Source organism: Roseateles toxinivorans (assembly GCF_004362525.1).
In the GTDB taxonomy this organism is placed as follows: domain Bacteria; phylum Pseudomonadota; class Gammaproteobacteria; order Burkholderiales; family Burkholderiaceae_C; genus Paucibacter; species Paucibacter toxinivorans.
In genome coordinates, this window is sequence record NZ_SNXS01000005.1 from 240,288 (window position 1) to 265,964 (window position 25,677).

Below are 25,677 nucleotides of genomic sequence, written 5' to 3' on the forward strand. Positions count from 1 at the left end.
TTTGTTGTTTCTGCCTCCTGATTCACGGGTTTCGGCCCCGCTCCGGCGCCCCTAATTGCTGCGCCGCAATTGAGGGATTACCCGCAAATCACCCCCCGTGCTCGATGATAGGCTGTTGAACTTAGTCTTGGCGCTTCATCCCTTGCGGGCCTCGGGCGCTCTGTTCCTTCCGGCTTCAACGGTTCAAGGAGATACAGATGAGGACAAGTGCTCAACAGGCCGGCAGGCCGACGCTACGCTCCCGGTTCCAGGCGGCCCTGCGCGTGCTGCTGCCCACCCTGGCCCTGCTGGGCCTGGGCGCCGAGGCGACGGCCAACACGCTGACCCAGAACGTTTCCTGGACCATAGACCGGGCCGGCACCTCGACCAAGTACCGCATCGTGGCCTATGGCGACTCGATCTACGCCGGCTACAACGGTTCGGTCTTCAATGCCGCCAAGTACGCCGCCCCCACGGTGGACGCGGAGTACCTGTCGGCGAAGTGGAACGCCGACATCGAGAGCGTGCGTCGCGCCAAGTCCGGGGCGGTGGCCTCCGACATCTACAACAACAAGATCGTGGCCGAGAAGTCCTATATGCAGGCCGCCTCGACCCGCGTGGTCACCTTCGAGATGTGCGGCAACGACGGCCTGCAGGCCCGCTCGGCCTTCAAGAGCCAGACCGGCACCTGCAACTACGCCGGCATGGACACCGCCGTCAGCAATTGCAAGGCCTATGTCGCGGCGGCCATGGACTTCATCAATGCCAACGCCTATGCGGGCACCAAGCTCAAGGTGATCTCCAACCTGCACTATCCGGGCTACGCGGCCGACAATGTGCAGAGCTCGTGCAAGGACGCGACCACCGGCGCGACGGTGAACCTGCAGACCCTGTTCCTGCCCAAGCTCGCGACGATGAACTACTGGATGTGCGAGCACGCGCGGCTCAAGGGCTTCCAGTGCGCGGACAGCTTTGCCCAGTACATGGGCGCCGACTACGACAGCAATGGCGACGGGTTGATCGACTCCGACGCGCTGCGCTACGTTGCCGGCGAAAGCGAGGCCAGCTACCTGACCCGGCTCACCTCGACCTTGAGATCGACGCTGCGCGATGCCAACACGCACTTCGTGTCGGCCAGTGCCAGCTACGACTACATCCAGTCTGACAACACGCACCCGACCTACACCGGCGGCACCGTCAATGCCGGGCTGTTCGGCGGCACCACCGGCTCCGGAGCACCGCGCTACCCGACGATCACGGGCGGCAAGAACCCGATCTGGAACCAGTACGGCCATGAGCGCATGGGCTGGGCGGTGTCGACGTCCAACCCGGCGACGCCCTGAGTCGCGGCGGGGCATGTCCGATGGGCAAGCCTCGTCGATCCGACCGGACCGCTCCCGATCCGGCCGACGAACCGTTGACCTGGGGTCCGTCGCTGGGCCTGCTTGCGGTTGCCCTGGCTCTGGTCGCCGGCGGCCTGGTCTGGTGGTGGCAATCCGCGGCACCATCTGCGCACGTCAACTCCGCCACCATATCGATCGCTGCCAGCGGCCCATCGGGCCCCACCGCAGCGATTGCGCGGAGCGGCGCGGAGTCCGCCCAAGCGATGCGTCCGGCAGCCACGGCGCTCGGCCCGGCGCCCGCAGCACCGCTGCGCATACCGCGCCTGCGAGACCCTGCCGGCGACCAGACGCCTGACCTGGCCGACTATGTCAACGAAGGCGAGCGACCGACGATGGCCGAAGTGATTACCCGGCTGCATCAGGCCGGCGTCCATACCGGCCTCGGCGCCTTCTCGCCGCCGGGCACGCGCCCGCCGCTGATCGGCCTGGCGGTGCCCGAGGACTTCCCGCTGCCCCCAGGCTATGTGCGCCACTACCAGGCCACCGACGATGGCCAGCGCATCGAGCCCATCCTGATGTTCGCGCCGGACCACCAGCTGTTCGACGCGGCGCGCCAGCCGATCGCGATGCCCAAGGACCGCGTGGTACCACCGGAACTCGCGCCCCAGGGTCTGCCGATCCGCCGCATCGTGGTCCCGGCCCCGGTAGAGAGCCCCGGGAGCTGAGCATCACCGCACTACTGTCCCGGCCGATCTCCCATTTGATCGGCAGCAGATGGGCCGGCGTGCTTGCCAGCGCGCTGCTGTGCTGGCTCTACGCCCGCGGCGGCGCCGGCTGGCTGCTCGGCTTCGTGGCCCTGGTGCCCTGGTTGCGCAGCTTGGCCATGGAGCGGTCGCTCGCGACCGGCCTGCTCAGTGGCTGGGCGATGTCGGTCGCCTACACGGCCGCCGTGTTCGCCTGGTTCGGCAGCGCCATCGGCAGCTACACGCAGATTGGCGGAGCCGCAGGCCTGGCACTGATGTTGATGGCCGCGCCCCTGTTTCAGCCTCAGTTCCTCGCCTTCGCGCTGGTGCGCTACGTCGTTGATCGCCACCACGGCAGCGCCGTGCGCGCACTGGCAGGTGCCGCAGCCTGGGTGGCGACCGAGTGGCTGGTGCCCCGCCTGCTCGGCGACACGCTCGGCTACGGTCTGTATCCGTCGCAGCTGTTGCGCCAGGCCGCCGACATCGGCGGTGCGACCGGCCTCACGGTCCTGCTGCTGCTGGCCAACGAATGCATCACGGTGGCCATCGAGCGCCGCCGGAACGGTGCGCGCGCCGTGGCCCTGCCGCTGGCGATGGCTGCGGGCCTGCCGCTGCTGCTGGCCGGCTACGGCTTCCATGCGCTGTCCCAGTTGCCGGCAGAGCCGACGGCAGCCGGCAAACCACTGCGCATGGGGCTGGTGCAATCAAACCTCGCCGACTACGAGCGCCGGCGCCGCGAACAGGGCGCAGCCGCCGTGGTGCGCGAGGTGCTGGACACGCACTTTGCGATGTCCTACGACGCCGTCGAGCGGCAGCGCGCCGACGCAGTGCTGTGGTCGGAGACGGTCTACCCCACAACCTTCGGCCAGCCCAAGAGCGAGGCCGGCGCCGAATTCGACCGCGAGATCCTGGCCATCGTCAGCGCCGCAGGCGTGCCCTTTGTGTTCGGCACCTACGATCGCGACGAGGCCGGCGAATACAACGCGGCCGCCTTCGTGACACCTGACACGGGCCTGCTCGGCTTGTACCGCAAGACCCGGCCCTTTCCGCTGACCGAGTACGTGCCCGCCTGGCTGGACGGCCCGACCCTGCGGCGCTGGTTGCCCTGGGCCGGCTCCTGGCGCCCCGGCACGGGCGCTCGCGTGTTCCCGCTGCGCCTGGCCGACGGCCGCGAGATTCCGGTGCTGCCGCTGATCTGCCTGGACGACGTCGACGCCGGTCTCGCGATAGACGGTGCCCGCCTGGGCGCGCAGGCCATCCTGACGATGTCCAACGACTCCTGGTTCACCGACCACCCCCGGGGGGCGGAGCTGCACCAGGCGGTGGCGGCCTTTCGCAGCATCGAGACGCGCCTGCCCCAGTTCCGGGTCACCACCAACGGCTACAGCGCCGTCATCGACGCGAGCGGCAGCGTCATCACCGGGGCCCGCATGGGCGAGCGCACGCTGGTGGTTGGCGCGATGGCGGTGCGGGAGGCGCCGCGCACGCTGATGGTGGCCTGGGGCGACTGGGTGGGGCGGGCGGCGGCGGTGCTGCTCGTGCTGCTGGCCTCGATGGCCGGGGCGCGCCGCTGGTGGACGCCCGGCGCGGAAGCCGAGGCCGGGCAGACCGACGCTGCCGTCCTGTCCGAGGTCGCCGTGCTGCCCCGCAGCGCGCGCATCGCGGCCGGCTTGCTGCGGAGCTTCGCGCGGGGCAGCCTGCTGTGTATGGTCGCGGTCATCCTGCTCGGCGACGGCACCCTGCAGTCCAACACCCTGGCCCAGATCCGCACCGTCGCCGCGCTCTTTCTGATCCCCGAGGCCGCGGCCTGGTGCGTGCTGCGCGCCTTCGCGGCGCGGGTCAGCATCGAGCCGGGCCGGCTGGTGCTGCAGCGCGGCAGGCGGCGCCTCGAACTGCCGCTGCGCGATATCGCCGCCATCGAGCCCTGGCGCCTGCCCATTCCGGGCCCCGGCGCATGGCTGCGCCTGGCCTCAGGCCAGCGCTGGCCCCACGGGCTCGCGCTCGGCGATCCACAGGCCCTGGCACGCGCGCTGGCGGCCGACGGTGGCCTGCGCCCGCAGGAAATACCGCCATCGCGCGCGGCCCTCTACGCCCGGGCACGCCTGGCCATCGGGCACGGCCGTCTGGCCGGACCGCTGGCCAAGTTCGTGCTGCTCCCCTTCGCGCTGGCGGTGCCGGCGTTCCGGCTGCACCAGCACATTGCCTATGGCAGCAGCTTCGGCGAGTACCACAGCCTGGGGCTGCTGGTCTTTGCCAAGAGCTTCGCGCTCTGGTGGGCCGCCTGGGCGATAGGCGTGGTGCTGTGTGCCGCGGTGCTGCGCGCGCTGATCGAGGCCGGCACGCTGTGCGCCGTGTTGCTGAGTCCGGCCCGCGCCATCGAAATCCGGGGCTGGCTTGAGCGGCTGGGGCTCGCTGCGCTCTATCTGGGCTTGCCGGGCTGGCTGCTGCTACGCGTCGGTGCCGGTTGATACGGTGCGGCTCAGGCGCCTTCGTCGACAGGTCACTGCTCCTACTCAAGCCCCCGGCCATGACCTGACCCCCTAGTTTGAGCGGAAATCCTCTTTGTTGACGACGATCAAGGCTGACCGCGAGCCAATTCAGGCGTACAGTATTTTTAGATTTTCCAAATCTCCTCGGAGGGCGCGGTGAAGTTGCTGAAGCGATGCCGGATCAAGGCCTGCGGGATGCTGGTTTCGCTGCTGGCATGCGGGGCAGCGCTATCGCCGCTCCAGGCCCAGGAAGCACCCGTGCTGGTGCTGGACGTGGGCAGCCACACCGGCCCGCTGCGCCGACTCGGCACCGACCCGGGTGGCCGTCTGGCCGTGACAGCCTCCGACGACAAGACCGCCATGCTCTGGGACCTGGCCAGCGGCCGCCCGCTGCGCACCTTGCGGGTGCCGGTGGGCGAGGACGAGAGCGGCCGGCTCTACGGCGCAGCCATCGCCCCCGATGGCCGCACGGTGGCGTTGGCGGGCACCACGGCCCTGGCCGGCGGCCAGCCCCGCATCTATCTGTTCGACCTGCCCTCGGGCAATTTCCGCAGCGCCTTCCGGGCGCTGGGCGCCAATGTCCGGCACCTGGCCTGGTCGGCCGATGGCCAGTGGCTGGCCGCCGCCTATATCGGCGAGGCCGCACTGCGGGTGTTCAGGGCCGATGGCACGCTGGCCCATGAAACCAGGCTGCCCGCCGATGCCTATGGCCTGTCCATCAATGCGGCCGGCCAGCTGGCCGTCAGCGCCTTCGATGGGCGGATCAGATTGTTCAATCTGGGCGCCACCGGGGTGCAGGCCGCCGGTGAAATCACCGTGGCACTGAACGACCCGGTCGGCGTGCGCCACTCACCCGATGGCCGGCTGCTGGCGGTGGGCTATTTTTCGCGCACGCCGCGCGGCCGGGTGCAGGTCGATGTCTATGACGGGCAGACGCGCCAGTTGCAGCGCAGCTTCGACTTCGGCGACCTGTACTACGGCAATCTGATGAACGTCGGCTGGCAGGCTGATGGCCGCGCGTTGTATGCCGGCGGCACCGGCTACAACGACGCCGGCCGCTTCGTCGTCAAGCGCATCAGCTGGCCCGAGGGGCGCAGCGAGGGCGCGGTGGTGGCCGGCGATTCGATCCAGGACTTTGCCACCCTGCCCGGCGGCCGCATCGCCTTTGCCAGCTTCGATGCCACCTGGACGGTGCTCGACGGTCTGCGCCCGGTGATGCAGAGCGGCTCGCTGACCACCCGCGTGGCCAATGCCTCCGCACTCAAGGTCAGCGCGGACGCCGCCAGCGTCGAATGGCGAGGCGCCAGCGGCGACACCCATTCGTTCGCGCTGGCCGCACGTCGCCCCGGTAAGGGCGAGGCCGGCAGCCGCGCACCCGATCCGTCCAGCTTCAGACTGCGCGTCAGCGAATGGGAGAACACGCGCACACCCAAGGTCAATGGCAATGCGGTCGAGCTGATGCCCAATGAATCCTCACGGGCTGCGGCCCTGCTGCCCGATGGCGGCTCGGTGATGCTGGCCACCAGCCGGGCGCTGCGCAGGCTGAACGCCAAGGGCGTGGCGATGTGGACCGTGCCGCTGCACACCGAGGCCCGCTCGGTCAATGTCTCGGCCGATGGCAAGCTGGTGGTGGCGGCGCTGGCCGACGGCACCTTGCGCTGGCGCCGCGCCGACGATGGCGCGGCCCTGCTGTCCCTGCTGCTGCTGCAGGACGGCCGCTGGGTGGTCTGGACGGAGGCCGGCTATTTCGACGCCGGTCCGGGCTCGGAGGATCTGGTCGGCTGGCTGGTGCCGCGCCCGGGTGGCGAGCGGGCCGACTATTTCGGCGTGTCGCGTTTCCGCGAGCGCTATCTGCGCCCGGACGTGATCGACCAGGTGCTGGCCCAGCGCGACCCGGCCCGTGCGCTGCAGGTGGCCAATACCCAGCGCGTGCAGCTGGCGCAGGAGCAGGCCAATCCCGAGGTCGTGAAGTCCCTGCAGGCCGAGCTGGCGCCGCGGCCGCTCGCGCTGTCGCTGCCGCCGGTGGTGACCCTGGCGCAAGTGCCCAGTACCGAAGTGGGGTACCTGCCGCGGGTCGAGACCAGCCTGGCCGAGCTGGCGATCAACTACAAGCTGTTCGCTGCCGACAAGCAGGCGATGGAGAAGCTGATCGTGCGCGTCGATGGCCGCCCGGTGGAAGCCACCTTCAAGCAGACCGACATCGGCGCCGGCGGTGAGGCCGAGGGTCGCATGGTGATCGCGCTGAGCAAGCACGAGGGCAAGATCCAGATCTTCGCCGAGGGGCCGAATGGCACCTCGATGCCGGCCGAGCTGGATTTCGTCAGCACCGCGCCGGCGCTGCAGCCGCCGGTGGACCGGCGGCCCAGGCTCTATCTGCTGGCGGTCGGCGTGAGCCGCTATGCCAACAAGGACTACAACCTGGGCCTGGCGGCCAAGGATGCGCGTGACTTCTCCCGCGCGCTGGAGCAGCAGAGCGGCATCTACTACCAGCAGGTCGAGTCCCGCCTGCTGCTGGACGAGCAGGCCACCCGCGCCAATATGCTGGCCGGCCTGCGCTGGCTGCAGACAGTGACCAAGCCCAATGACATGGCCATGTTGTTCGTCGCCGGTCATGGCGTGGCCGACGCGGCCGACATCTACCACTTCCTGCCCCATGACATGAAGGACACCCAGGTGGCCCAGACCGGCGTGTCCGAGACCCAGCTGCGCGGCACGCTGGCCGCGATCAAGGGCCGGGCGCTGTTCTTCGTCGATACCTGCTTTGCCGGCAAGTCGGTGGGCAAGTTCACCCGCCGCGAGATCACCCGCCTGGCCAATGGCCTGGCCAGCGCCGAGCTCGGCGTGATCGTGTTCTCGGGCAGCGCACCACGCCAGGAGTCGCTGGAAGACACGGCCTGGGGCAACGGCGCCTTCACCAAGGCCCTGGTCGCCGGCCTGTCGGGCAATGCCGATTTCCGCAAGGAGGGCGTGGTCACCCACAAGGGCCTGGACTACTACGTCGCTCACGAGGTGCGCTCGCTGACCCAGGGCCGCCAGACCCCGGTCACCGCCGTGCCGAATGGCATCTCGGATTTCCCATTGGCCGCAGTGCCGGCCACCACCCGCAAGTGAAACGCAAGGAGCGTGAGCATGAATGATCAGAAGAGCGAGCGAGATACCGTCCTGAATCCGATGCTGCGTATCGGATGGATGGCCCTGGTGGTATCCCTGGCCGCTTGCGGCGGTGGCGGCGGCGACCCCGCCCCTGCGCCGCCGGCCCCCGCGCCTGCTCCGGCTCCCGCCCCGGCACCAGCACCGGCTCCAACGCCAGCACCGCCACCGGCACCCGCGCCGGCGCCCGAGTTCGAGATCCTCTCCGGCGGAGCGGCCTGCGGTGGCAACTGCGCTGCCGACAGCGGCGATGGCGGCGGCGCCGGCAGCGGTGGTGACGGCGGTGACGGCGGCGGTGGCGGACTGGGCCAGATGCGCAAGGTCAAGGTCACGGTCAGCAAGCCCGATGGGGCCGTGCTCGGCTCGGCTGTGCTGGTCAACAACCTGGTTTCGCTCTATCCGAGAACCTACAAGGGCCCGATCATTCTCGAATTCGCCGACGACGGCTCGGGCGGTGGCGAATACTTCGACGAGGCCAAGAAAGCCTGGATCAACCTCGCTGGTCAGAAGCTGCATGTGCTGGTGCCGGAACTGACCCACCATGTCAGCGCCAACCCGCTGACCGAAGCGGCTTACCAGTACGCATTGACCACCTTCGGCACCAGCACCCCGCTGACCGCCGCACAAATGACCACGGCCAACAACACCGTGCGCGCCGCCTTCAATGCGCGTGTGCCGGCCCAGTACGCCATCACCGACATCACCAACTATGCCGAGGCGGTGGGCGACGCAACCAAGGCTGGAGATCTGCCCAACACCCATGCGGGGCGTTACGGCACGCTGCTGGCCTCGCTGCCGCGGGCGGCGAGTGAGTTCAACCCGGCCTTGGCGGCCCCCGCCCTGAGCTTCACCAACCAGTTGGTCAAGGACGTCAAGGACGACGGCACCGTCAATGCCTCGGTGGCCTCGACCGAGCAGACCGCCTACGGTCCGGGTATTTCGCAGTCGCTGGCCACGGCCGTGGTCAGTGCCAAGACCGACTATGCCTCGCCGACCCAGCCGACGCCGACCACGGCGCCGAGCACCTGTTTCAACCCGGCGCTGTATGTGGTCGGGTCCAAACAGGTCCTGAACTACCGCAACACCAACTCCGGCGGCTCCGTCACCAGCGAGACCTACACGACGGAGATCATGCGGCAGACCACCTTCGAAGGCTTCCCGGCACTGGAGCTGAAGTTCACGTCGGTGGGAGCTGGTTCCGACGACGCACTGACCTTCAGCTATTACAGCCCGGACCTGAGCAACGGCTATATCGCCTACGGTACCAACGTCACGCTGGGGAGCAATCTGGGCAGCATGAAGATACTGTTCAATCCGCCGATTCGCAATCGCCTCTTCCTGCTCAAGCCCGGAGAAAGCGACACCCGCAGCATCTCGGCCACCTCGACCAGCTATGACGCCTCGGGGGCCATCATCTTCGGGCCGACATCGGTGTCGATAACACAGATCGACAAGTTCATCGGCTATGAGGACGTCACGGTCCCGGCAGGCACCTTCCGCGGCACCTGCAAGTTCCAGACGGACGATGGCCAGGGCGAAGTGATGACGCAGTGGTTCAGCAGTTCGGGCGAGGGCGTGCAGGTCAAGTCGACCTCGACGGGCAGCTTCGGCTTCACCAGCGAGCTGATCTCGGGCACCTTCAACGGCAAGCCGGTGCGCTGAGCACAGAGGGTTCCGGTCCGCGTCGGGATCGAGGCATGCTTCAATAGCGGCCTCGATACCGACGCTTTTCTTTTTTCACGCTCCGATGACTGTCCGCCTCCTGCTGGCCCGGCTCACCACCGGTCCGGCGGCCGCGCCCTGGTGGCGCCGCCTGACCCTCTTGATGATCCTGGCCGTGCTGTACCTGGCGCTGTCGCCCTCGCCGCCCCGGCAGATGGACACCGGCTGGGACAAGTCCAACCACGCGCTGGCCTTTGCCTCGCTGATGGTGGCCGGCTTCTTCGGCTATGCCAGCAGCCGCGCGCGCCTGGCGGGTCTGTGGCTGGCCCTGCTGGCCCTGGGCGCGGGCATCGAGATCGCCCAGACCTATGTGCCCAACCGCAGCGGCGAGTGGCAGGACCTGCTCGCCGATGCCCTCGGCCTGGCCCTGGGTTGGCTGCTGGCCCAGGGCCTGAGCTGGGGTCTGCGCCGCCCCCCGATGTGAGTGCCCTGCGCATGGGCTGAACGGACTAGGCGCGTCATCCCTGCGACTCCTGCTCCGGTCAGATTCAGAGGCTGTGGCTGCGCGCCTTGCGCAGCCCCGTCCACCGAACACCCATCGCAACAGTCAGGAGCCAGGCATGAAGGGCATCAAGCACCCCCGCAATGACGAGACGATCAATCCGTCCGGCAACGCGTCCATCTACGACATCATCGACCGCGTCGACAGCAGCCGCCGCACCTTCGTCAAGGGCTCGGTGGGCACCACCGCCCTGGCCGCTGCCGGCGGCCTGACGCTGTCGGGTCTGGTCAACACCGTCCAGGCCGCGCCGGTGCCGGCCAGCCTGGGCTTCCCCGGCATAGGCTTCGAGAGCGTGCCGGCCAGCGTGTCGATCACAACCCCACCGGCTGCTTCGGCCGTGGCCGACAAGATCACCGTGCCGGCCGGCTATACCGCCGAGCTGTTCGTGGCCTGGGGCGACCCCATCATGCCCGGTGGCACCGCCTTCGCCTCCGATGCCAGCAACACCGCCGCCGAGCAGGCCAAGCAATTTGGCGCGCACAACGACGGCATGGCCTTCTTCCCCTTCACGGGCGCCGACGGCAAGCCGACCGCTGATCGCGGCATCCTGGCCATCAACAACGAATACACCCACGAAGAGATCCTGACGCCGGCCGGCGTGGCAGGCGCCAACATCGCCGCGGTGCGCAAGTCGCAGGCCGCCCATGGCGTCTCCATCCTCGAAGCGCGTCGCCGCAACGGCAAGTGGGCCGTGGTCAAGACCTCGCCCTATGGTCGTCGCCTGACCGCCAACACCAAGACCCGCATCTCCGGCCCCGCCGCCGGCCATGCCTTGATGAAGTCCAACGAGTACCTGATCGGCGACAACGGCAGCTTCCCCACCGGCAAGCAGACCGATGGCTTCACCGCCTACGGCACGATCAACAACTGTGCCAATGGCGTGACGCCCTGGGGCACCTACCTGACCTGCGAAGAGAACTTCAACGGCAACTTCGGTGCCAACGCCCCGCTGCCGGCAACGGCCTCGGGCGAGCTGGGCAAGCTGTTCAACCGCTATGGCTTCACCGATGCCGGCTTCGCCTACAACTGGCACAAGCAGGACCCGCGCTTCGACCTGGCCGTCAACCCGAACGAGGCCCATCTGTTCGGCTGGGTGGTCGAGGTGGATCCCTACGACCCGAAGAGCGTGCCGGTCAAGCGCACCGCCCTGGGCCGCATCAAGCACGAGAGCGCCCAGTACGTGGTCGATGCCAACGGTCATCTGGCCCTGTACATGGGCGACGACGAACGCAACGAATACATCTACAAATTCGTCAGCGCCGGCAAGTACAACCCGGGTAACCGCGCCGCCAACCGCGAACTGCTGGACAGCGGCACGCTGTACGTGGCCAGATTTGCCGAGGACATGACGGGCCAGTGGATTGCGCTGCTGCCCGGCACCGTCGGTGTCGATGGCAAGGCCCTGCGCGACAACGCCAACTTCGCCGGCGCCGATGACGCCGAGGTGCTGGCCAAGATCCTGATCAAGACGCGCATGGCCGCCGACGCCGTTGGTGCCACCATGATGGACCGTCCCGAATGGACCGGCGCCCGTCCGCGCATCGGCGGCTTCAACAAGATCGAGATCTACTGCACGCTGACCAACAACAACCGCCGTGGCACCAACGCCCCATCGGTCAACAAGGCCGATGGCTCCACCACGGCCGGCGCGGCACGCCCCCCGGTCGATGCCGCCAACCCGCGTGAAGACAATATCTACGGCCACATCATCCGCTGGCAGGAAGACGGCGACACCGTGCTGGCCACCACGTTCGGCTGGAACCTGTTCCTGCAGGCCGGCGACACCAAGACCACCAAGACGGCCAAGCCGACCAACAACTACAAGGGCAATATCGTCGCCGACCCCTTTGGCAGCGCCGACTTCGGCGCGCCGGACGGCCTGTGGTTCGACCCGTTCGGCCGCCTGTGGGTGCAGACCGACCAGATCGGCGACGCCTCGGGCGACTGGAAGAACCTCGGCGCCAACTGCATGGTCTGCGCAGATCCCAACACCGGCATGGCACGCCGCTTCCTGACCTCACCGAACGGCTGCGAAGTCACCGGCATGGCGATGAGTCCGGACGGCAAGACCTTCTGGGTCGGCGTCCAGCATCCGGGCGAAGGCGCTCCGGCCAGCAACCCGGAGAAGATCTCGCGCTGGCCCGCCAACCAATGGGGGGTCGAGTCCGACGGCGTGACATCGCTGCCCTTCGGCCGCCCTCGTTCGGCCGTGGTCGTCATCACCAAGGATGACGGCGGCATCATCGGCAGCTGACCGGTGACCCGCAGGGGCCGCCGCAACGCGGCTCCTGCCCACAGCAAATATCCACTGCAACTCAGGAGTCCTCCCTCATGAACAAATACTTCATTGCCGCCCTCGGCCTGGCCTCGACCGCCCTGCTGCCGGCCCACGCGCTGCTGGTGACCGACGTCAACCAGATCGCGCAGCCCACCATCACCGCCGACTTCGAGAACTTCGACGGCCTGCTGACCACCGGCCCGGAACTGGTGGCTCCCGGCGTGACCTTCACCGGCGATGCCGGCTCGGAGCTCGGCGCCAACAACCGCGACCTGGGCGAGAACGGCCTGTGGGGCGGGTTCGGCAACCATTTCGCCGCTGGCGCCAATGTCGGTGAGCTGCGCTTCACCTTCGGCCAGCTGTCGTCCGGCGCCGGTGCCTTCGTCAACCACTACGCGCTGGCGGCCCTGCCGCTGGGCCTGGTGATCTCGGTCTATGGTGACAACAACCAGATCATCGAAACCCACACGGTCACCGTGGACACCGACATCAACGGCTACGACGAGGGCATGTTCCTGGGCATCACCCGTGCGAACGCGGACATCCGCTCGATCTCGTTCAAGGGCCTGGGTGTGGTGGTGGACAACGTCACCGTCACTACCGCCGTGCCCGAGCCGCAGACCTATGCGCTGCTGCTGGCCGGCCTCGCCCTGGTCGGTGCGGCGGCCAAGCGTCGTCGTCAACCGCAGGCTTGAGTGCTGCGATGGGCCGCCCGCCGCTCAGGCTGGCAGCCCATCGAGCAAATTCTGGTTCATCGCGCAGGCCAGCGCCTGCGCGCGGTTGGTGGCGCCCAACTTGCGCAGAATCTTCTGCACATGGTTCTTCACGGTGAAGGGGCTGATGTTCAAGCGCTCGCCGATCTGCTGATTGCTCAGCCCCTGGCGCACGCCACTGAGGATCTGGCGCTCGCGCTCGGTGATCTGGGCCGCCGTTGCAGCGGGTGCGGGCGCGGCAGGCCGGGCACCCAGTTCGTGCTCCACCGTCTGCACACGCAACCAGCTGCGGTGCAGATGGGGCAGCAGCTGGTCCAGCGCCAGGCGGCGCTGGGCCGCGCCTTCGGGAAGGCCTGGCGAGGCCAGCAGGAACAGGCTCTCCAGCTCATCCGACCGCTGCGGACGCGACACCCCGTGCACCAGCAGCTCGGTGATGCCGGCATCGGCCCATTGCGGATTCAGCTCCAGCAGCGCCGGCTCGCCCGACAGCGGCAGGGCCAGGGACAGGGCCCGTCCGATCCGGCCCGGCCCGCTCAGCCACAGCCCGGCCAGCATGCGCATCAGCGGGCTCTGACCGTCCAGCAGCGCCGCCATCAGCGCTTCGGGCAGCGCAATGCTGTTGAAAACCTCGAAGCTCAGCGCCTTGCGGCTGCGGTCATAGCTGCCGCAGACCAGCAGTTTGTGCGGCAGCAGCAGTTGCATGCGGCCCTGCGACCAGACAAAGAACTGGTGCCGGCGCCCCACCTCGACGCCCGATGCCACCACCTGGGCCAGGGCTTCGGCATGAGCCACGGTGCTGGATTCGGTCATGGCATCCATCCAAATGCGCCAGCCTAGCGGTCGCAAATGACAGCTTGTTGAAATCCGCCCCGCCAGTCGGCGCTAACTGATCAGCTTGACCAGGGCCAGTGTGATGCCCGGAAAGAACAGCAGCAGGGTCAGGCGCAGCACATCCGAGACGAGAAAGGGCATCACGCCCTTGTAGGTTTCATTCATCGGCACATCGCGGGCCATGCCGTTGACGACATAGACGTTGAGCCCCACCGGCGGCGCCAGCATGCCTATGCCCACCGTCATCAGCACCAGCACGCCGAACCAGATCGCCTTGTGCTCCTGCGACAGGCCCCACAGGTCCAGGCCCATCACCGTCGGGAAGATCACCGGTATGGTCAGCAGCAGCATCGACAGCTCGTCCATTACGCAGCCCAGCAGCACGTAGAAGGCCAGGATGCCGGCAACGATCAGCAGTGGATGGATCTGCAAATGGCCCACCCAATCGGCCAGCTGGGCCGGCATCTGGGTGATGGCAAGGGCCGAGTTCATCATGTCGGCGCCGAGAAAGATCATGAACACCATCGCCGAGGTCTCGGCCGTACCGACAAAGCTGCGGCGTATGCCGGCGCCGTCCAGCTCGCCGCTGAAGCGGCCGGTCACAAAGGTGGCGATCGCCCCCACCGCCGCACCCTCGGTCGGCGAGAACACGCCGCCATAGATGCCGCCGAAGACGATGATGAAGATCGTCACCATCGGCCACACGCCCAGCAGGGCGCGCCAGCGGGTGGGCCAGCTCTCGCGCACGCTGGGTTGGGCCAGCTCGGGGCGCACCCGGCAGTAGATCGCGATCACGATCAGATAGCCGACCGTGGCGATCAAGCCCGGCACCATGGCCGCGGCGAACAGCTTGGCGATGTTCTGCTCGGTCAGGATGGCATAGACGACCAGGGGCACCGAGGGCGGGATCAGGATGCCCAGCGTGCCGCCGGTGGCAAGCACGGCGGTGGAGAGGCGCCCGTGGTAGCCACCGCGCTTCATCTCGCCATAGGCCACCTGCGTGATGGTGGCGCAGGTCGCCACCGACGAGCCGCAGACCGCGCCGAAGGCCGCCGCCGCCATGATGGCCGCCATCGCCAGGCCGCCCCGCACATGGCCGACAAAGGCCGCCGCCGCCTTGAACAGCGCCCGGCTCAGGCCGCCCTGTGTGGCGAACTGGCCCATCAGCAGGAACAGCGGAATCACCGACAGGTCGTAGACCGACAGCCGCGCCACCGACGAGCCCTTGAGCAGGTTCAGCAGGGCCATGTCGCTGGTCATCAAGGCATAGCCGATGGCACCCGGAATGAACATCGCTGCGGCGATAGGCACGCGCAGCGCCATCAAGGCCAGCATCGCACCGAAGATCCACAAGCCCGTACTGCTCACTCGCGCACCTCAACCCCGGTGAACACCTGCAGCAGGGCAATCAGCGAGGTCAGGGCAAGACCTGGCGCCAGGGCGGCATAACTGACCCACATCGGCAGGCCCAGGATCATCGTCGTCTCGTTCGCCTCGCCCACCGCCAGTGCACCCGCGCCACTGCGCCAGGCCAGCAGGCCCACCATCACGGCCAGCAGGAGGCTGCCGACACCGTCAAGCCAGCGCTTGGTGCGCGGGCCCGAACGCTGGGTGAAGAAGTCGACAATGATGTTGCCGCGCTGCAGCTGGCACCAGGGCAGGCACAGGGCAATGCACAGGGCGATGCCGAACTGCGTCAGCTCGACATCGCCGGGTATCGGCCAGGACCAGAATGTGCGCCCGACGATGCTGACCACCGTCAGCATCGCCACCAGGCAGGCCGCGCAACAGCCGGCCATGGCGCACCACAGGGCAAGCCGCCGCAGCAGCGGCGGCATGTGCCCGATAGGCCCGGTCACTTCTTGTACTTGGCCAGCAGGCCCTGGGCGTCCTGCAGCATCTGCTTTCCGGGCAGGCCGCGCTTGTCCATGTCGGCGACCCAGTCGTCATACAGTGGGTGGCTGGCCTTGATCCACAGGTCCACCTCGGCGGCGGGGACGGTGTAGAAGGTGTTGCCGCGGTCCACCGCCGGCTTGCGGCCCACGGCCTGGCTTTCGTCCCAGATCTTGCCCGCATTCTGCGACAGGCCGGCGCCCGAGTTGCGGTCGATGATGGCCTTCAGGTCGGCCGGCAGGCCGTCATAGCGGGCCTGGTTCATGGCCAGGATGAAGACCGCGCTGTACAGGGCGGGCCGCGAGGCGTCGGTCTCGGTATGGAACTTGACCATCTCATGCAGCTTGACCGAGGGGATCACCTCCCAGGGCAGGGCAAAGCCGTCGATCGTGCCCTTGCTCACCGCATCGGCCACCGCCGGCAGCGGCATGCCCACCGGCGTGGCACCCAGCGAGGCCAGCAGCTTGTTGGTCTGGCGGGTCGGGGCGCGCAGCTTCAGGCCCTTCAGGTCGGCCATGGACTTGATCTGCTTGTCGCGGGTGTGCAGATAGCCTTCGTCATGGATGCTGAACATCAGCGGCTTGATGCCGGGGAACTCCTTGCCGGCGTACTTGCCGTAGAAGTCCCAGGCAGCACGGGCGCCGGCCTCGGCCGAGTTGTTCATGAAGGGCAGCTCGAACACCTCCATGATCGGGAAGCGCCCGGCGGTGTAGCCCGGCAGCGTGAAGACGATATCGGCCACACCGTCCTTGGCCTGGTCGATCAGCTGCGCCGGCGTGCCGCCCAGCTGCATGGCCGGGAAGATCTGGCACTTCATCCGGTTGTTGGATTCGGCGGCAATCTTGTCGCAGAAGGGCATCAGGATCTTGGTCGGCGGCATCGCGCCCGGGGGCCAGAAATGATGCACCTTTAGCGTCACTTCCTGGGCGCCGGCCGCCAAGGCGCACAGCGCGGCCGCAACAGCCAGTCCGGTCTTCAGCACAAGGGATCTCATGGCCAAGTCTCCAATCGTTGTGGATGGTTTGGCCCGCATCTTAGGGCCCCAGCCGCCCCTTGGCGATCAGGGTTGACCGCAAAAAAGGGCTGCCTGCTTGCGCAGGCAGCCCCTTTGGCAGAGACGAGGCTCTCGGACGATCAGAAGCGGATATCAACGCCGGCCGAGATCACGCTGAAGTCGCTGGCGGGCTTCTGGTACTCGACGCGCAGGCCCACTTGGGGTGACACGGCGTAGCGCGCACCGATGCCGAACAGGGCCTTGGTCTCGTTGTCGCTGGCACGGGCGGCATTCGAGGACGCCTTGATCTTGATGTTGTTGATGCCCAGACGGCCGAACAGGCTCAAGTCGGTGGCCACTGGCACCGAGAACACACCCGACAGCTGCAAGGCGTGGGCATCGATGTCCACCTTGGTGGCGCCGAAGGTGGCCGTGCCGTCGACAAGGCGGCGGTAGCCGGCTTCGATGGCGATGTTGTTGCTGATGACGTAGCCGCCAAAGACGCTGAGGCCGGTCTTGTTGAGCTTCAGGCCCTCGTCGTCGAAACGGTTGCGGCCGACATCGGCGCCGACATAGAAGTCAGCAGCCAGCACCGGCGCGGCGCAGGCGGCGGCGAGCGCCAGAACGATGATCTTTTTCATGGGTATCCCTCTCTGTGTTGGTTTGGCTGCTTGCTTGTGCGCAGCTCAAATGAAAAACCACCTCCGTTATGCGGAGGTGGTGAGGGGATTCTAGCCAGTGGTGTTACAGCGTTATGAAATGCTTGACGGCGCCGGCGTAATCGTCGCCGCGCAGTCGCCGAAGCCGATGCGCCGCGTCCCGGGCCTGGCCGTATGGGCACGCAGGATCACCGTGTCGCCGTCGAGCAGGAAGGTGCGCTGCTCGCCATTGGGCAGCGTCATGGCCTGCTTGCCCCCTTGGCTCAGCTCCAGCATCGAACCGCCCTCGCCCGCCTCGGGGCCCGACTGCGTGCCGGTGCCCATCAGGTCGCCCGGCTGCAGATTGCAGCCGTTGCTGGCGTGGTGGGTCAGCATCTGCGCCAGCGTCCAGTAGGCGTGCTTGAAGTTGGAGCGCATCAATCGCGTGGCGGGCTCGCCCTTCTCGCGCATCGCCGCGGTCTGCAGCCAGACCTCCAGATCGATGTCGTAGCCACCCTCGCTGCGGTTCTTGGCCGAGTCGATGTACGGCAGCGGCTGCGGGTCGCCCTCGGGGTGGGCAAAGGGCACGCGGAAGGGCTCCAGCGCGTCCATCGTCACGATCCAGGGCGAGATCGTGCTGCCGAAGTTCTTCGCCAGAAAGGGCCCCAGCGGCTGGTACTCCCAGGCCTGGATGTCGCGCGCCGACCAGTCATTGAGCAGGGTCACGCCGAACAGATGATCGTCGGCCTTGGCCATGGAGATCGGCTCGCCCAGCGCATTGCCGCCGGCCACGAAGGCAGCCAGCTCCAGCTCGTAGTCCAGGCGCTTGCAAGGAGCAAGAACTGGCACCTCGCTGTCCGGCGCCTTCAGCTGGCCCAGCGGGCGGCGCACGGTGGAGCCGCTGACGCCGATCGACGAGACCCGGCCGTGATAGCCGATCGGCACCCATTTGTAGTTGGGCAGCAGGGGGTTGTCGGGCCGGAACAGCTTGCCCACCGTGGTGGCATGGTGGATGCCGGTGTAGAAGTCGGTGTAGTCGCCGATGAAGCAGGGCAGGCTCATCTCGGCCACGGCCTGGGGCACCAGGCAGGACTGCAAAGCCGCCTCGCCCAGGCTGCCTTCGCGCAGGCCGGCGAACAGGCCGTGGCGCACCGAGCGGCGCTCGGCGGCGCTCAGGGCCATGAAGACATTCAGATCGCCCAGGGCCAGCACCTCGAGCAGGCGCTGAAGCGGGCTGCTCCAGCGCAGGTCCCAGGGCCCGGCGCCAACGGCCAGCTTCAGGTCAAGGATCTGATCGCCAATGGCCACGCCAAGGCGCCAGTCCTCGCCCGTGCCGGCGCGGCGGAAACGCCCGAACGGCAGGTTCTGGATCGGGAAGTCGGTGTCGTCGGCATTGGCCGATGCGACCCAGCTGCGGGCCAGCGGGTCATGGGTGTGGTCGATGAGGCTCACGCTTTGTCCTTAAAGTTGTCACTGAGCCCGGCCCAGCAATCGGCATAGTTGGTCTCGAGGCCGGTACCCTGCATCGCATAGGCGGTCGGCAGCAGGCGCCAGCGGGTCTCGAACATGAAGGCCAGCGTATTGTCCAGCTTGTGGGGCGCCAGGGAGGCGTTCGATGCCTTGGCGAATGCCTCGGTGTCGGGGCCATGCGGCACCATGGTGTTGTGCAGGCTGGCGCCACCGGGCTTGAAGCCCTCTGGCTTGGCGTCGTACTGGCCCTGCACCAGGCCCATGAACTCGCTCATCACATTGCGGTGGTACCAGGGCGGACGGAAGGTGTCTTCGGCCACCAGCCAGCGCGGCGGGAAGATCACGAAGTCCACATTGGCCCAGCCCGGCGTGTCGCTGGGCGAGGTCAGCACGGTGAAGATGCTGGGGTCCGGATGGTCGAAGCTGATCGAGCCGATCACCATGAAGTGACTGGTGTCGTATTTGTAGGGCGTCAGATTGCCGTGCCAGGCCACCACATTGAACGGCGTGTGGTCCTGCCGCGCCGTCCACAGACGGCCGCCGTACTTCTTGACGATCTCGTAGGCGCCTGCCTCAGCCTCGAAAGCCGCGACGGGCGCCAGGAAGTCACGCGGATTGGCCAGGCCGTTGGAGCCAATCGGGCCCAGTTCGGGCAGACGGAAGGCGGCGCCATAGTTCTCGCACACATAGCCGCGCGACGGGCCGCTGACGGCCACCTTGAAGGCCATGCCGCGCGGCAGCAGGGCGATCTCGCCCGGCGCCACTTCCAGCACACCCAGCTCGGTGCTGATGGTCAACGCGCCCTGCTCGGGCACGATCAGCAGCTCACCATCGGCGTTGACGAAGGCGCGGCGCTCCATCGACGAAGTGGCGCTGTAAACGTGCGCGGCCATCCCCGTCTGGGCATCGGGATCGCCGTTGACGACCAGGGTGCGCAGGCCGGCGATGAAGTCATGCGGCCCATCCAGCAGCGGCTGCGGCGCCCAGCGCATCGGGTCCGGCGGCGCGGACACGCCGTCCTTGGCGCCGGTCTTCAAACCCTCATGATCCAGCGGCCGGTAGCCACCGACGACGACCGAGGGCTGGCGGCGGTACAGCCAGGTGCGCAGATTGTCGGCACGCGGTGCGGTGAAGGCCGCACCCGACAGCAGCTCGGCGTACAGGCCATGGGCCACGCGCTGCGGGCTGTTGCGGCCCACCGGCAGGCTGCCGGCTATCGCCTCGCTGGCATGCTGGTTGCCGAAGCCGCTTTGGTAGGACAGTTCACTCATGCTTGAACAAGGGTGGATTGAAGCGTGTTGTTTCGGGCCAGGGCCAGTGCCTCGTCGAGCACGGCCCGGTCGCCGATGTGGTTGGCCAGTATCAGCACCAGCTTGGCCAGCAGCATATCGGCCTGGTCGTCGCTGAGCTCGCGCTGGCTGTTGATCAACGCCTCGTAGAAGGCATCGGCATTGGCAAGATTGGGTTCGCGCTTGAGCGTCATGGCTTCACTCCGAGGCTGCGTTGCACGGCGGCGGCTACTTTCGCCGCATCGAAGCCTCGCCAGCGCGCCGCCACGTATTGGTCGGGGCGTATCAGGTAGCAGGTGCCGGGGCGGCCGTCATAGCGCTCGGCCAGCAGGCCGGAGCTCTCGGCCACCAGCACCGGCAACGGGCAGGGCCCCACCTCGCCAAAGCTCAGCAGCACAAAGCCCTCGCCCAGCGCTTCGAGCAACCAGCCGCCACCGGGCAGCGGCGCATCGACGCAGGGGCTGCCGGGCGCAACGCCGCCATCAAAGCGATCCTCGTCAGCGGTGATCAGCGGCGACTGCGTGTAGGGCGTCGGCGTCGACAGCCGTCCGCTATTGACCAGCGGCCGCGCGAAGGCCTCGGTCTTGGCCAGCTCCAGCACCGCATTGCGCAGGCGCAGCGAGGCGCGGGTCTTGGGCGTGATGAAGTCGGTCGAGCGGGTGGACTGCAGCAAGTTGTCGTCGGCGGCAAAGGCCCGCTCGGCGTGGTAGCTGTCCAGCAGCGCCTCGGGCGCGCGGCCGTCCATCACCGCCGCCAGCTTCCAGGCCAGGTTGTCGCAATCCTGCACGCCGGTGTTGGCGCCACGCGCGCCGAACGGCGAGACCTGATGCGCCGCATCGCCGGCAAACAGCACGCGGCCATGGCGGAACTGATCGATGCGACGGCAGGCGAACTGGTAGACCGAGACCCACTCGAGCTCGAACCGGGCGTCGGGGCCCAGCATCGCACGTATGCGCGGGATCACGTTCTCCGGCTTCTTCTCCTCGGTCGGGTCGGCATCGCGGCCGAGCTGGAAGTCGATGCGCCAGACGTTGTTGCTCTGCTTGTGCAGGAGCACCGACTGACCGCGGTGGAAGGGTGGGTCGAACCAGAACCAGCGCTCGGTCGGAAAGTCGGCGGTCATCACCACATCGGCGATCAGGAATCGGTCCTGAAAGACCTGACCCTGGAAGTCGGCGCCCAGCATGCGCCGCGTGTCGCTGTTGGCGCCGTCGCAGGCCACCACCCAGTCGGCCTGCAGCTTGAAGCTGCCGTCGGGCGTTTCGATGGTCAGCAGTGCGCCATCATCGCCCTGCTCCAACGCGGTCAGGCGATGCTTCCAGCGCAGGTCGACCAGCGGATGCTTGTCGCAGGCGGCGACCAGCTGTTCCTCCAGGTAGTACTGCTGCAGATTGATCATCGCCGGCATCTGCTGCTGGGCCTGGGGCAGCAGATCGAACTGATAGGCCAGCTCGTCGCGGAAAAACACCTTGCCCACCTGCCAGCTGACGCCCTGGGCCAGCAGGGGCTCGACCACACCCAGGCGGTTCCAGACCTCCAGCGTGCGCTTGGCATAGCAGACGGCGCGCGAGCCGATGCTGACGCTGTTGTTGTCGTCCAGCACGACGGTGGCGATGCCGCGCGCCGCGCAGTCCAGCGCCATCGTCAGGCCGATGGGCCCGGCGCCGATGATGACCAACGCGTGGCGGCGCAGCTCGCCGCGGCGCTGCTCGTCGCTCTGCCGGTACTCGAACTCGGGGTAGGTGTAGGTGTTCTGCATGAGCGCGCTCGCCTCAGGCCCGAGTGGCGAATTCCTTGTCGTGCATCCAGGCCGCGTGCTTCGGTGCGCGCTTGGTCTTGCTCCACTCCTCCAGCATCTCCCACTTGCAGGCATCGAGCTTGGCGTACATCTCGGGCGTGCCCACATCGGCGGCCAGCTCGACGCGGTGGCCGTTGGGGTCGAAGAAATAGATGCTCTTGAAGATGGTGTGGTCGGTGATGCCGATGACCTCGATGCCGGCGGCCTGCAGCCGCGTCTTAGTCTCCTCCAGCTCGGCCACCGTGGCCACCTTGAAGGCGATGTGCTGCACCCACTCCGGCGTGTTGGTGTCGCGCCCCATCTCGGGCGCATTGGGCAACTCGAAGAAGGCCAGGATGTTGCCGTTGCCGGCGTCCATGAACAGATGCATATACGGGTCGGGCGCGTGGGTGGACGGCACCTGGTCTTCGGCGATGGCCAGCACGAAGTTCATGCCCAGATGCTTCTCGTACCACTGGACGGTGGTCTTCGCGTCCTTGCAGCGGTAGGCGACGTGGTGGATGCGTTCGATCTTCATAGGGTCTCCTGTCGTTCAAGTTCGTAGCTCAAGCCCGCAACCTTTGCCCCGGATTGCATCCGGGCTACAAGGGGTTTTCGTAGCCCGGATGCAATCCGGGGCCGGTGCACCATTCGTAGCCCGGATGCAATCCGGGATCGCCGTTCAAGCCCCTTCGAGCGCCTGCCACATCGCGATGTCCCGCTCGGCGGTCCAGATGCGGGGGTCGGGGAACTGCGTCGCCTCGTCATAGGCGCGGGTCACGTCAAACGGCATGCAGTGGGCAAAGATCACCCACTGGCCGTACTTGACGGCCAGGCGGTCATAGGTCTCGCGATACACCGCCTTCAGCTCTCGGCCGGCGCTGGCCCCCGCCTTGACGCTCTCGTACAACTCGCTCACAAACGCGCGCGTGCCAGCCAGGCCCGCGGCCACCTGATCGGGTGTCTGCAGCGCGGCGCCGCGGCCGGGCACCAGCTTCTCGGGCTTCAGTGCGGCCAGGTTGTCCAGCGTCTGCGGCCAGTCCTTGAAGTAGGCGTCGCCGGCGTAGGGCGTGGCATCGAACTCGACCAGATCGCCCGAGAACAGGATCTTCTCCTGCGGCAGCCAGACCACCGTGTCGCCCTTGGTGTGGCCGCGGCCCAGCTGCAGCAGCTGCACCTCGAGCTTGCCCAGCCACAGCGTCATCTTGCCGGTGAAGGTCAGCGTCGGCCAGGTCAGGCCCGGGGGCACCGATTCGACGTTCTGGAACAGGCGCGGGAAGCGGCCGATCTCGCTGGCCTTGTCCTGCTCGCCGCGTTCGACGATCAGGTCGCGCGTGTCCTGGCTGGCGATGATGTGTTCCGGCTGATAAGCCGAGGCGCCCAGCACGCGCACCGCGTGGTAGTGGCTCAGCACCACGTACTTGATCGGCTTGTCCGTCACCTCGCGGATGCGGCGTATCACGTCGGCGGCCATCACCGGCGTGGCCTGGGTGTCGATCACCATCACCGCGTCGTCGCCGATGACGATGCCGGTGTTCGGGTCACCCTCGGCCGTGTAGGCGTAGGCGTGATCCGACAGCTTGTCGAAGCTGACCCGCTTTTCTTCCAGGTCGGCTTGGGAGGCAAAGGTCTTGGTCGCTTGAGTCATGGCTGCTTCTTCGCTTTTGGTGAATTAATTCGTCATTAACGAATTTCAGGACTTGATCTTAATCATTGCGTTTGTTAATGTCTAACTCATTCATTTAAGTAGAAACCCTAGTGAACCCCAACGAAGACGGTAGCGACGCCGCCGAGCGCGGCCCGCGCGGCATCCAGAGCGTCGAGGTCGGTGGCCAGCTTTTGCTGGCTCTGGCCCACCATGGCCGGCCGCTGGCGCTGAAGGACCTGGCCCGCCAGGCCGGCATGCCCTCGGCCAAGGCCCACCCCTATCTGGTGAGCTTTATCAAGATAGGCCTTGTCGAGCAGGAAGCCCAGAGCGGCCACTACGGACTGGGGCCGCTGGCCCTGCAGCTGGGGCTGATCAGCCTGCAGCAATACGACCCGGTGCGCCTGGCCACGCCGCGCATCGAGGAGCTGGCCGCGCAGCTGGGCCACACGATGGCGATTGCCGTCTGGGGCAACCGCGGGCCGACCATCGTGCGCGTGGCCGAGGCGGCCAGCCCGGTCCATGTGACGATGCGCCACGGCACGGTGATGAATCTGCGCGGCACCGCCTCGGGCCGGCTGTTCGCCGCCCATCTGCCGCCGGAGCAGGTGCTGGCCGCGCTGGCCATGGAGGCCGCACTGGACGGCCATGGCTCGGCCGCGCTGGACGCCGAACTGCAAACCCAGCTGACCCTGGCCCGCCAGCAGGGCATTGCCAGCTCCAGGGACGGCGTGGTGCAGGGCGTCAGCGCGCTGGCCGCGCCGGTGTTCGATGACCAGGGCCGCATGGTGCTGAGCCTGACGGCCATAGGCCCCAGCGGCAGCTTCGACCTCGACCTGGAAGGCGCGATGGCGCTGTCGCTCAAGCGCAGCGGGCTGGAGTTGTCGCGCCAGCTGGGTTGGCGGCCGGCCTGATGTTGAACCGTTAAACCGTCTGCTGCTGCGCCAGCCAGCTGCGCAGCACCGCCTCGAATTCCGCCGGCTGCTCCATCACGCTGAGGTGCGAGGCGTCGGCGAGGATCTTCAGCTGGGCGCCGGGAATGGCATGGGCGATCGCCTCGGCCATCGCCGGGGTGGCGCCCACATCGCGCGCACCGGCGATCACCAGCGTCGGCGCCTTCACCTGCGGCAGTTGGCCCAGCCAATCAACGGCGCGGATCGCCTCGCAGCAGGCCACGTAGGACGGCGCATCGCTGCGCAGCAGCTGCGCCCTGACGGCCGCCACCTGGGCCGGATGGGCGGCGCGGAAGTCGGCATGCAGAAAGCGTTCGATCGCGCCATCGGCCACCGCCGCCAGGCCGCCCTGCTCCACCGCGGCGATGCGCTGCGTCCAGACCGGCTGCGCCGCCTCGGGATATTGCGAGGTCGTGTTGGCCAGCACCAGCCCCTGCAGCAGCTCCGGGTGCTTGAGGGCCAGGCCCTGGCCCACCATGCCGCCCATCGACAGGCCGACGAAGACCACCGGCCCGCGGCCCCATTCGCGGATCGCGCGGGCGGCGTCATCGACCATCTGGTCCAGCGTGTAGGGGCCGGCCGGCCGGGCCGAGCCGCCATGGCCGCGGTGGTCGTAGCGCAGCACCGGGTGCTCGGGCGCCAATGCAGCAGCCAGCCCATCCCACATCGTCAGATCCAGCCCCAGCGCATGGCTCAGCACGATGGGCGCGCCGGCCTCGGCGCCCTGCACCGCCAGGTGCAGCTGGGGCTGGCTGAAGGTGTGGTGGTGCGAGGCGCGCACGCCCGGTGTCAGCGGCGCGGGTGGCGGCAGCAGACCCTCGGCGCGGAGGATGTCCATGGTGATCTTGAAGGCCGTGTTGGCCGCCGGCACGCCGCAGTAGATGGCGCCCTGCATCAGCGTTTCCTTGATCATCTCCAGCGGCACGCCGCCCTGGATGGACGCGCGGCAGTGCAGCTCGAACTCCTCCCAGCGCGCCAGGCCCATCGTCATGCCCAGCACCAGCAGGCGCCGGGTGGTGTGATCCAGGCCCGGGCGGCCCCAGATGTCGTGCCAGGCGTAGCGGGTGATCAGCGACTGGAAGTCGGCATTGAAGGCGGTCGCACCGGCGGTGGAGCGTTCAATCCAGGCGTCGCCCAGCACCGCACGGCGGTTCTTCAGGCCACGGTCGAAATCGTCTTCGGGGTGGTTCGTGCTCATGCCGGCATCGTGACACAAGACGTGGTGATGTTGGCCCCGGATTGCATCCGGGCTACGGCAAATGCGTCGA

At 67.7% G+C, this 25,677-nt stretch carries 21 protein-coding genes; 9 read left to right on the forward strand and 12 right to left on the reverse strand.

Annotated features, from left to right (window positions below; translation table 11 throughout):
* The first annotated feature begins 197 nt into the window (after positions 1 to 197).
* The 8 genes from DES47_RS19400 (at position 198) to DES47_RS19440 (ending at position 12,901) form a co-directional block, all read left to right on the forward strand.
* Positions 198 to 1,322, forward strand: a complete 1,125-nt coding sequence (locus tag DES47_RS19400; RefSeq protein ID WP_133702398.1) for an SGNH/GDSL hydrolase family protein — start codon at positions 198 to 200, stop codon at positions 1,320 to 1,322.
* A 20-nt stretch (positions 1,323 to 1,342) separates the two neighbouring features.
* Positions 1,343 to 2,047 (forward strand): hypothetical protein, encoded by a 705-nt coding sequence (locus DES47_RS19405; protein WP_133702399.1) that lies wholly within the window; start codon positions 1,343 to 1,345, stop codon positions 2,045 to 2,047.
* 35 nt (positions 2,048 to 2,082) lie between these two features.
* The gene (lnt, locus tag DES47_RS19410; RefSeq protein ID WP_243748392.1) at positions 2,083 to 4,533 is read left to right on the forward strand and encodes an apolipoprotein N-acyltransferase; all 2,451 of its coding nucleotides are present in this window, start codon (positions 2,083 to 2,085) and stop codon (positions 4,531 to 4,533) included.
* 216 nt (positions 4,534 to 4,749) lie between these two features.
* Complete coding sequence (locus DES47_RS19415; RefSeq protein ID WP_133702401.1) at positions 4,750 to 7,665, forward strand: caspase family protein; 2,916 nt, start codon at positions 4,750 to 4,752, stop codon at positions 7,663 to 7,665.
* 18 nt (positions 7,666 to 7,683) lie between these two features.
* Positions 7,684 to 9,366 carry a hypothetical protein gene (locus DES47_RS19425; RefSeq protein WP_166652065.1) on the forward strand — a complete coding sequence of 561 codons (1,683 nt, stop codon included), beginning with the start codon at positions 7,684 to 7,686 and terminating at the stop codon, positions 9,364 to 9,366.
* 85 nt (positions 9,367 to 9,451) lie between these two features.
* The gene (locus DES47_RS19430; protein ID WP_243748393.1) at positions 9,452 to 9,850 is read left to right on the forward strand and encodes a VanZ family protein; all 399 of its coding nucleotides are present in this window, start codon (positions 9,452 to 9,454) and stop codon (positions 9,848 to 9,850) included.
* 136 nt (positions 9,851 to 9,986) lie between these two features.
* Positions 9,987 to 12,182, forward strand: a complete 2,196-nt coding sequence (locus DES47_RS19435) for a PhoX family protein (protein ID WP_133702404.1) — start codon at positions 9,987 to 9,989, stop codon at positions 12,180 to 12,182.
* A 77-nt stretch (positions 12,183 to 12,259) separates the two neighbouring features.
* On the forward strand, positions 12,260 to 12,901 hold the full coding sequence (locus tag DES47_RS19440; protein ID WP_133702405.1) for a PEP-CTERM sorting domain-containing protein: 642 nt from the start codon (positions 12,260 to 12,262) through the stop codon (positions 12,899 to 12,901).
* 24 nt (positions 12,902 to 12,925) lie between these two features.
* Here the strand turns inward: DES47_RS19440 and DES47_RS19445 are convergent, their stop codons facing one another.
* The 11 genes from DES47_RS19445 to DES47_RS19495 all read right to left on the reverse strand — a co-directional run bounded on the left by DES47_RS19445 (position 12,926) and on the right by DES47_RS19495 (position 23,459).
* Positions 12,926 to 13,729, reverse strand: coding sequence for a helix-turn-helix transcriptional regulator (locus DES47_RS19445; protein WP_166652078.1), 804 nt, complete (start codon positions 13,727 to 13,729; stop codon positions 12,926 to 12,928).
* A 72-nt stretch (positions 13,730 to 13,801) separates the two neighbouring features.
* Positions 13,802 to 15,085 (reverse strand): TRAP transporter large permease, encoded by a 1,284-nt coding sequence (locus tag DES47_RS19450; protein WP_133702718.1) that lies wholly within the window; start codon positions 15,083 to 15,085, stop codon positions 13,802 to 13,804.
* 29 nt (positions 15,086 to 15,114) lie between these two features.
* The gene (locus tag DES47_RS19455; RefSeq protein ID WP_243748394.1) at positions 15,115 to 15,549 is read right to left on the reverse strand and encodes a TRAP transporter small permease; all 435 of its coding nucleotides are present in this window, start codon (positions 15,547 to 15,549) and stop codon (positions 15,115 to 15,117) included.
* Positions 15,550 to 15,605: 56 nt separating this feature from the next.
* Positions 15,606 to 16,637 carry a TRAP transporter substrate-binding protein gene (locus DES47_RS19460; protein WP_208115056.1) on the reverse strand — a complete coding sequence of 344 codons (1,032 nt, stop codon included), beginning with the start codon at positions 16,635 to 16,637 and terminating at the stop codon, positions 15,606 to 15,608.
* 140 nt (positions 16,638 to 16,777) lie between these two features.
* On the reverse strand, positions 16,778 to 17,278 hold the full coding sequence (locus DES47_RS19465; protein ID WP_133702409.1) for an outer membrane beta-barrel protein: 501 nt from the start codon (positions 17,276 to 17,278) through the stop codon (positions 16,778 to 16,780).
* Positions 17,279 to 17,389: 111 nt separating this feature from the next.
* The gene (fahA, locus tag DES47_RS19470) at positions 17,390 to 18,727 is read right to left on the reverse strand and encodes a fumarylacetoacetase (RefSeq protein ID WP_133702410.1); all 1,338 of its coding nucleotides are present in this window, start codon (positions 18,725 to 18,727) and stop codon (positions 17,390 to 17,392) included.
* Complete coding sequence (gene hmgA / locus DES47_RS19475) at positions 18,724 to 20,016, reverse strand: homogentisate 1,2-dioxygenase (RefSeq protein ID WP_133702411.1); 1,293 nt, start codon at positions 20,014 to 20,016, stop codon at positions 18,724 to 18,726. Before hmgA ends, fahA begins: the two co-directional genes overlap by 4 nt.
* Positions 20,013 to 20,228, reverse strand: a complete 216-nt coding sequence (locus DES47_RS19480) for a DUF2783 domain-containing protein (protein ID WP_133702412.1) — start codon at positions 20,226 to 20,228, stop codon at positions 20,013 to 20,015. Before DES47_RS19480 ends, hmgA begins: the two co-directional genes overlap by 4 nt.
* Positions 20,225 to 21,793 (reverse strand): FAD-dependent oxidoreductase, encoded by a 1,569-nt coding sequence (locus DES47_RS19485; protein ID WP_133702413.1) that lies wholly within the window; start codon positions 21,791 to 21,793, stop codon positions 20,225 to 20,227. The genes DES47_RS19480 and DES47_RS19485 overlap by 4 nt, the downstream gene beginning before the upstream one ends.
* Before the next feature lie 13 nt (positions 21,794 to 21,806).
* Positions 21,807 to 22,349 (reverse strand): VOC family protein, encoded by a 543-nt coding sequence (locus DES47_RS19490; RefSeq protein ID WP_133702414.1) that lies wholly within the window; start codon positions 22,347 to 22,349, stop codon positions 21,807 to 21,809.
* A 144-nt stretch (positions 22,350 to 22,493) separates the two neighbouring features.
* The gene (locus tag DES47_RS19495) at positions 22,494 to 23,459 is read right to left on the reverse strand and encodes an MBL fold metallo-hydrolase (RefSeq protein WP_133702415.1); all 966 of its coding nucleotides are present in this window, start codon (positions 23,457 to 23,459) and stop codon (positions 22,494 to 22,496) included.
* A 110-nt stretch (positions 23,460 to 23,569) separates the two neighbouring features.
* On the opposite strand from DES47_RS19495, the gene DES47_RS19500 reads away from it, so the two are divergent.
* Complete coding sequence (locus DES47_RS19500) at positions 23,570 to 24,370, forward strand: IclR family transcriptional regulator (RefSeq protein WP_133702416.1); 801 nt, start codon at positions 23,570 to 23,572, stop codon at positions 24,368 to 24,370.
* Between the two features lie 10 nt (positions 24,371 to 24,380).
* On the opposite strand, the gene pcaCD is transcribed toward DES47_RS19500, so the two are convergent.
* On the reverse strand, positions 24,381 to 25,607 hold the full coding sequence (gene pcaCD, locus DES47_RS19505; protein WP_133702417.1) for a bifunctional 4-carboxymuconolactone decarboxylase/3-oxoadipate enol-lactonase PcaCD: 1,227 nt from the start codon (positions 25,605 to 25,607) through the stop codon (positions 24,381 to 24,383).
* Between the last annotated feature and the right edge of the window lie 70 nt (positions 25,608 to 25,677).

Excerpts from the sequence above, each read along its gene's own strand:
- DES47_RS19400 (WP_133702398.1), top strand. The coding sequence starts at position 198 with ATGAGGACAAGTGCTCAACAGGCCGGCAGGCCGACGCTACGCTCCCGG.
- DES47_RS19425 (WP_166652065.1), top strand. The coding sequence starts at position 7,684 with ATGAATGATCAGAAGAGCGAGCGAGATACCGTCCTGAATCCGATGCTG.
- DES47_RS19495 (WP_133702415.1), bottom strand. The coding sequence starts at position 23,459 with ATGACTCAAGCGACCAAGACCTTTGCCTCCCAAGCCGACCTGGAAGAA.
- DES47_RS19430 (WP_243748393.1), top strand. The coding sequence starts at position 9,452 with ATGACTGTCCGCCTCCTGCTGGCCCGGCTCACCACCGGTCCGGCGGCC.
- DES47_RS19480 (WP_133702412.1), bottom strand. The coding sequence starts at position 20,228 with ATGACGCTCAAGCGCGAACCCAATCTTGCCAATGCCGATGCCTTCTAC.
- pcaCD (WP_133702417.1), bottom strand. The coding sequence starts at position 25,607 with ATGAGCACGAACCACCCCGAAGACGATTTCGACCGTGGCCTGAAGAAC.
- DES47_RS19450 (WP_133702718.1), bottom strand. The coding sequence starts at position 15,085 with ATGCTGGCCTTGATGGCGCTGCGCGTGCCTATCGCCGCAGCGATGTTC.
- hmgA (WP_133702411.1), bottom strand. The coding sequence starts at position 20,016 with ATGAGTGAACTGTCCTACCAAAGCGGCTTCGGCAACCAGCATGCCAGC.
- DES47_RS19440 (WP_133702405.1), top strand. The coding sequence starts at position 12,260 with ATGAACAAATACTTCATTGCCGCCCTCGGCCTGGCCTCGACCGCCCTG.
- DES47_RS19460 (WP_208115056.1), bottom strand. The coding sequence starts at position 16,637 with ATGAGATCCCTTGTGCTGAAGACCGGACTGGCTGTTGCGGCCGCGCTG.
- DES47_RS19490 (WP_133702414.1), bottom strand. The coding sequence starts at position 22,349 with ATGAAGATCGAACGCATCCACCACGTCGCCTACCGCTGCAAGGACGCG.
- DES47_RS19405 (WP_133702399.1), top strand. The coding sequence starts at position 1,343 with ATGGGCAAGCCTCGTCGATCCGACCGGACCGCTCCCGATCCGGCCGAC.
- DES47_RS19485 (WP_133702413.1), bottom strand. The coding sequence starts at position 21,793 with ATGCAGAACACCTACACCTACCCCGAGTTCGAGTACCGGCAGAGCGAC.
- DES47_RS19465 (WP_133702409.1), bottom strand. The coding sequence starts at position 17,278 with ATGAAAAAGATCATCGTTCTGGCGCTCGCCGCCGCCTGCGCCGCGCCG.
- DES47_RS19455 (WP_243748394.1), bottom strand. The coding sequence starts at position 15,549 with ATGGCCGGCTGTTGCGCGGCCTGCCTGGTGGCGATGCTGACGGTGGTC.
- DES47_RS19435 (WP_133702404.1), top strand. The coding sequence starts at position 9,987 with ATGAAGGGCATCAAGCACCCCCGCAATGACGAGACGATCAATCCGTCC.
- DES47_RS19415 (WP_133702401.1), top strand. The coding sequence starts at position 4,750 with ATGCTGGTTTCGCTGCTGGCATGCGGGGCAGCGCTATCGCCGCTCCAG.
- DES47_RS19445 (WP_166652078.1), bottom strand. The coding sequence starts at position 13,729 with ATGACCGAATCCAGCACCGTGGCTCATGCCGAAGCCCTGGCCCAGGTG.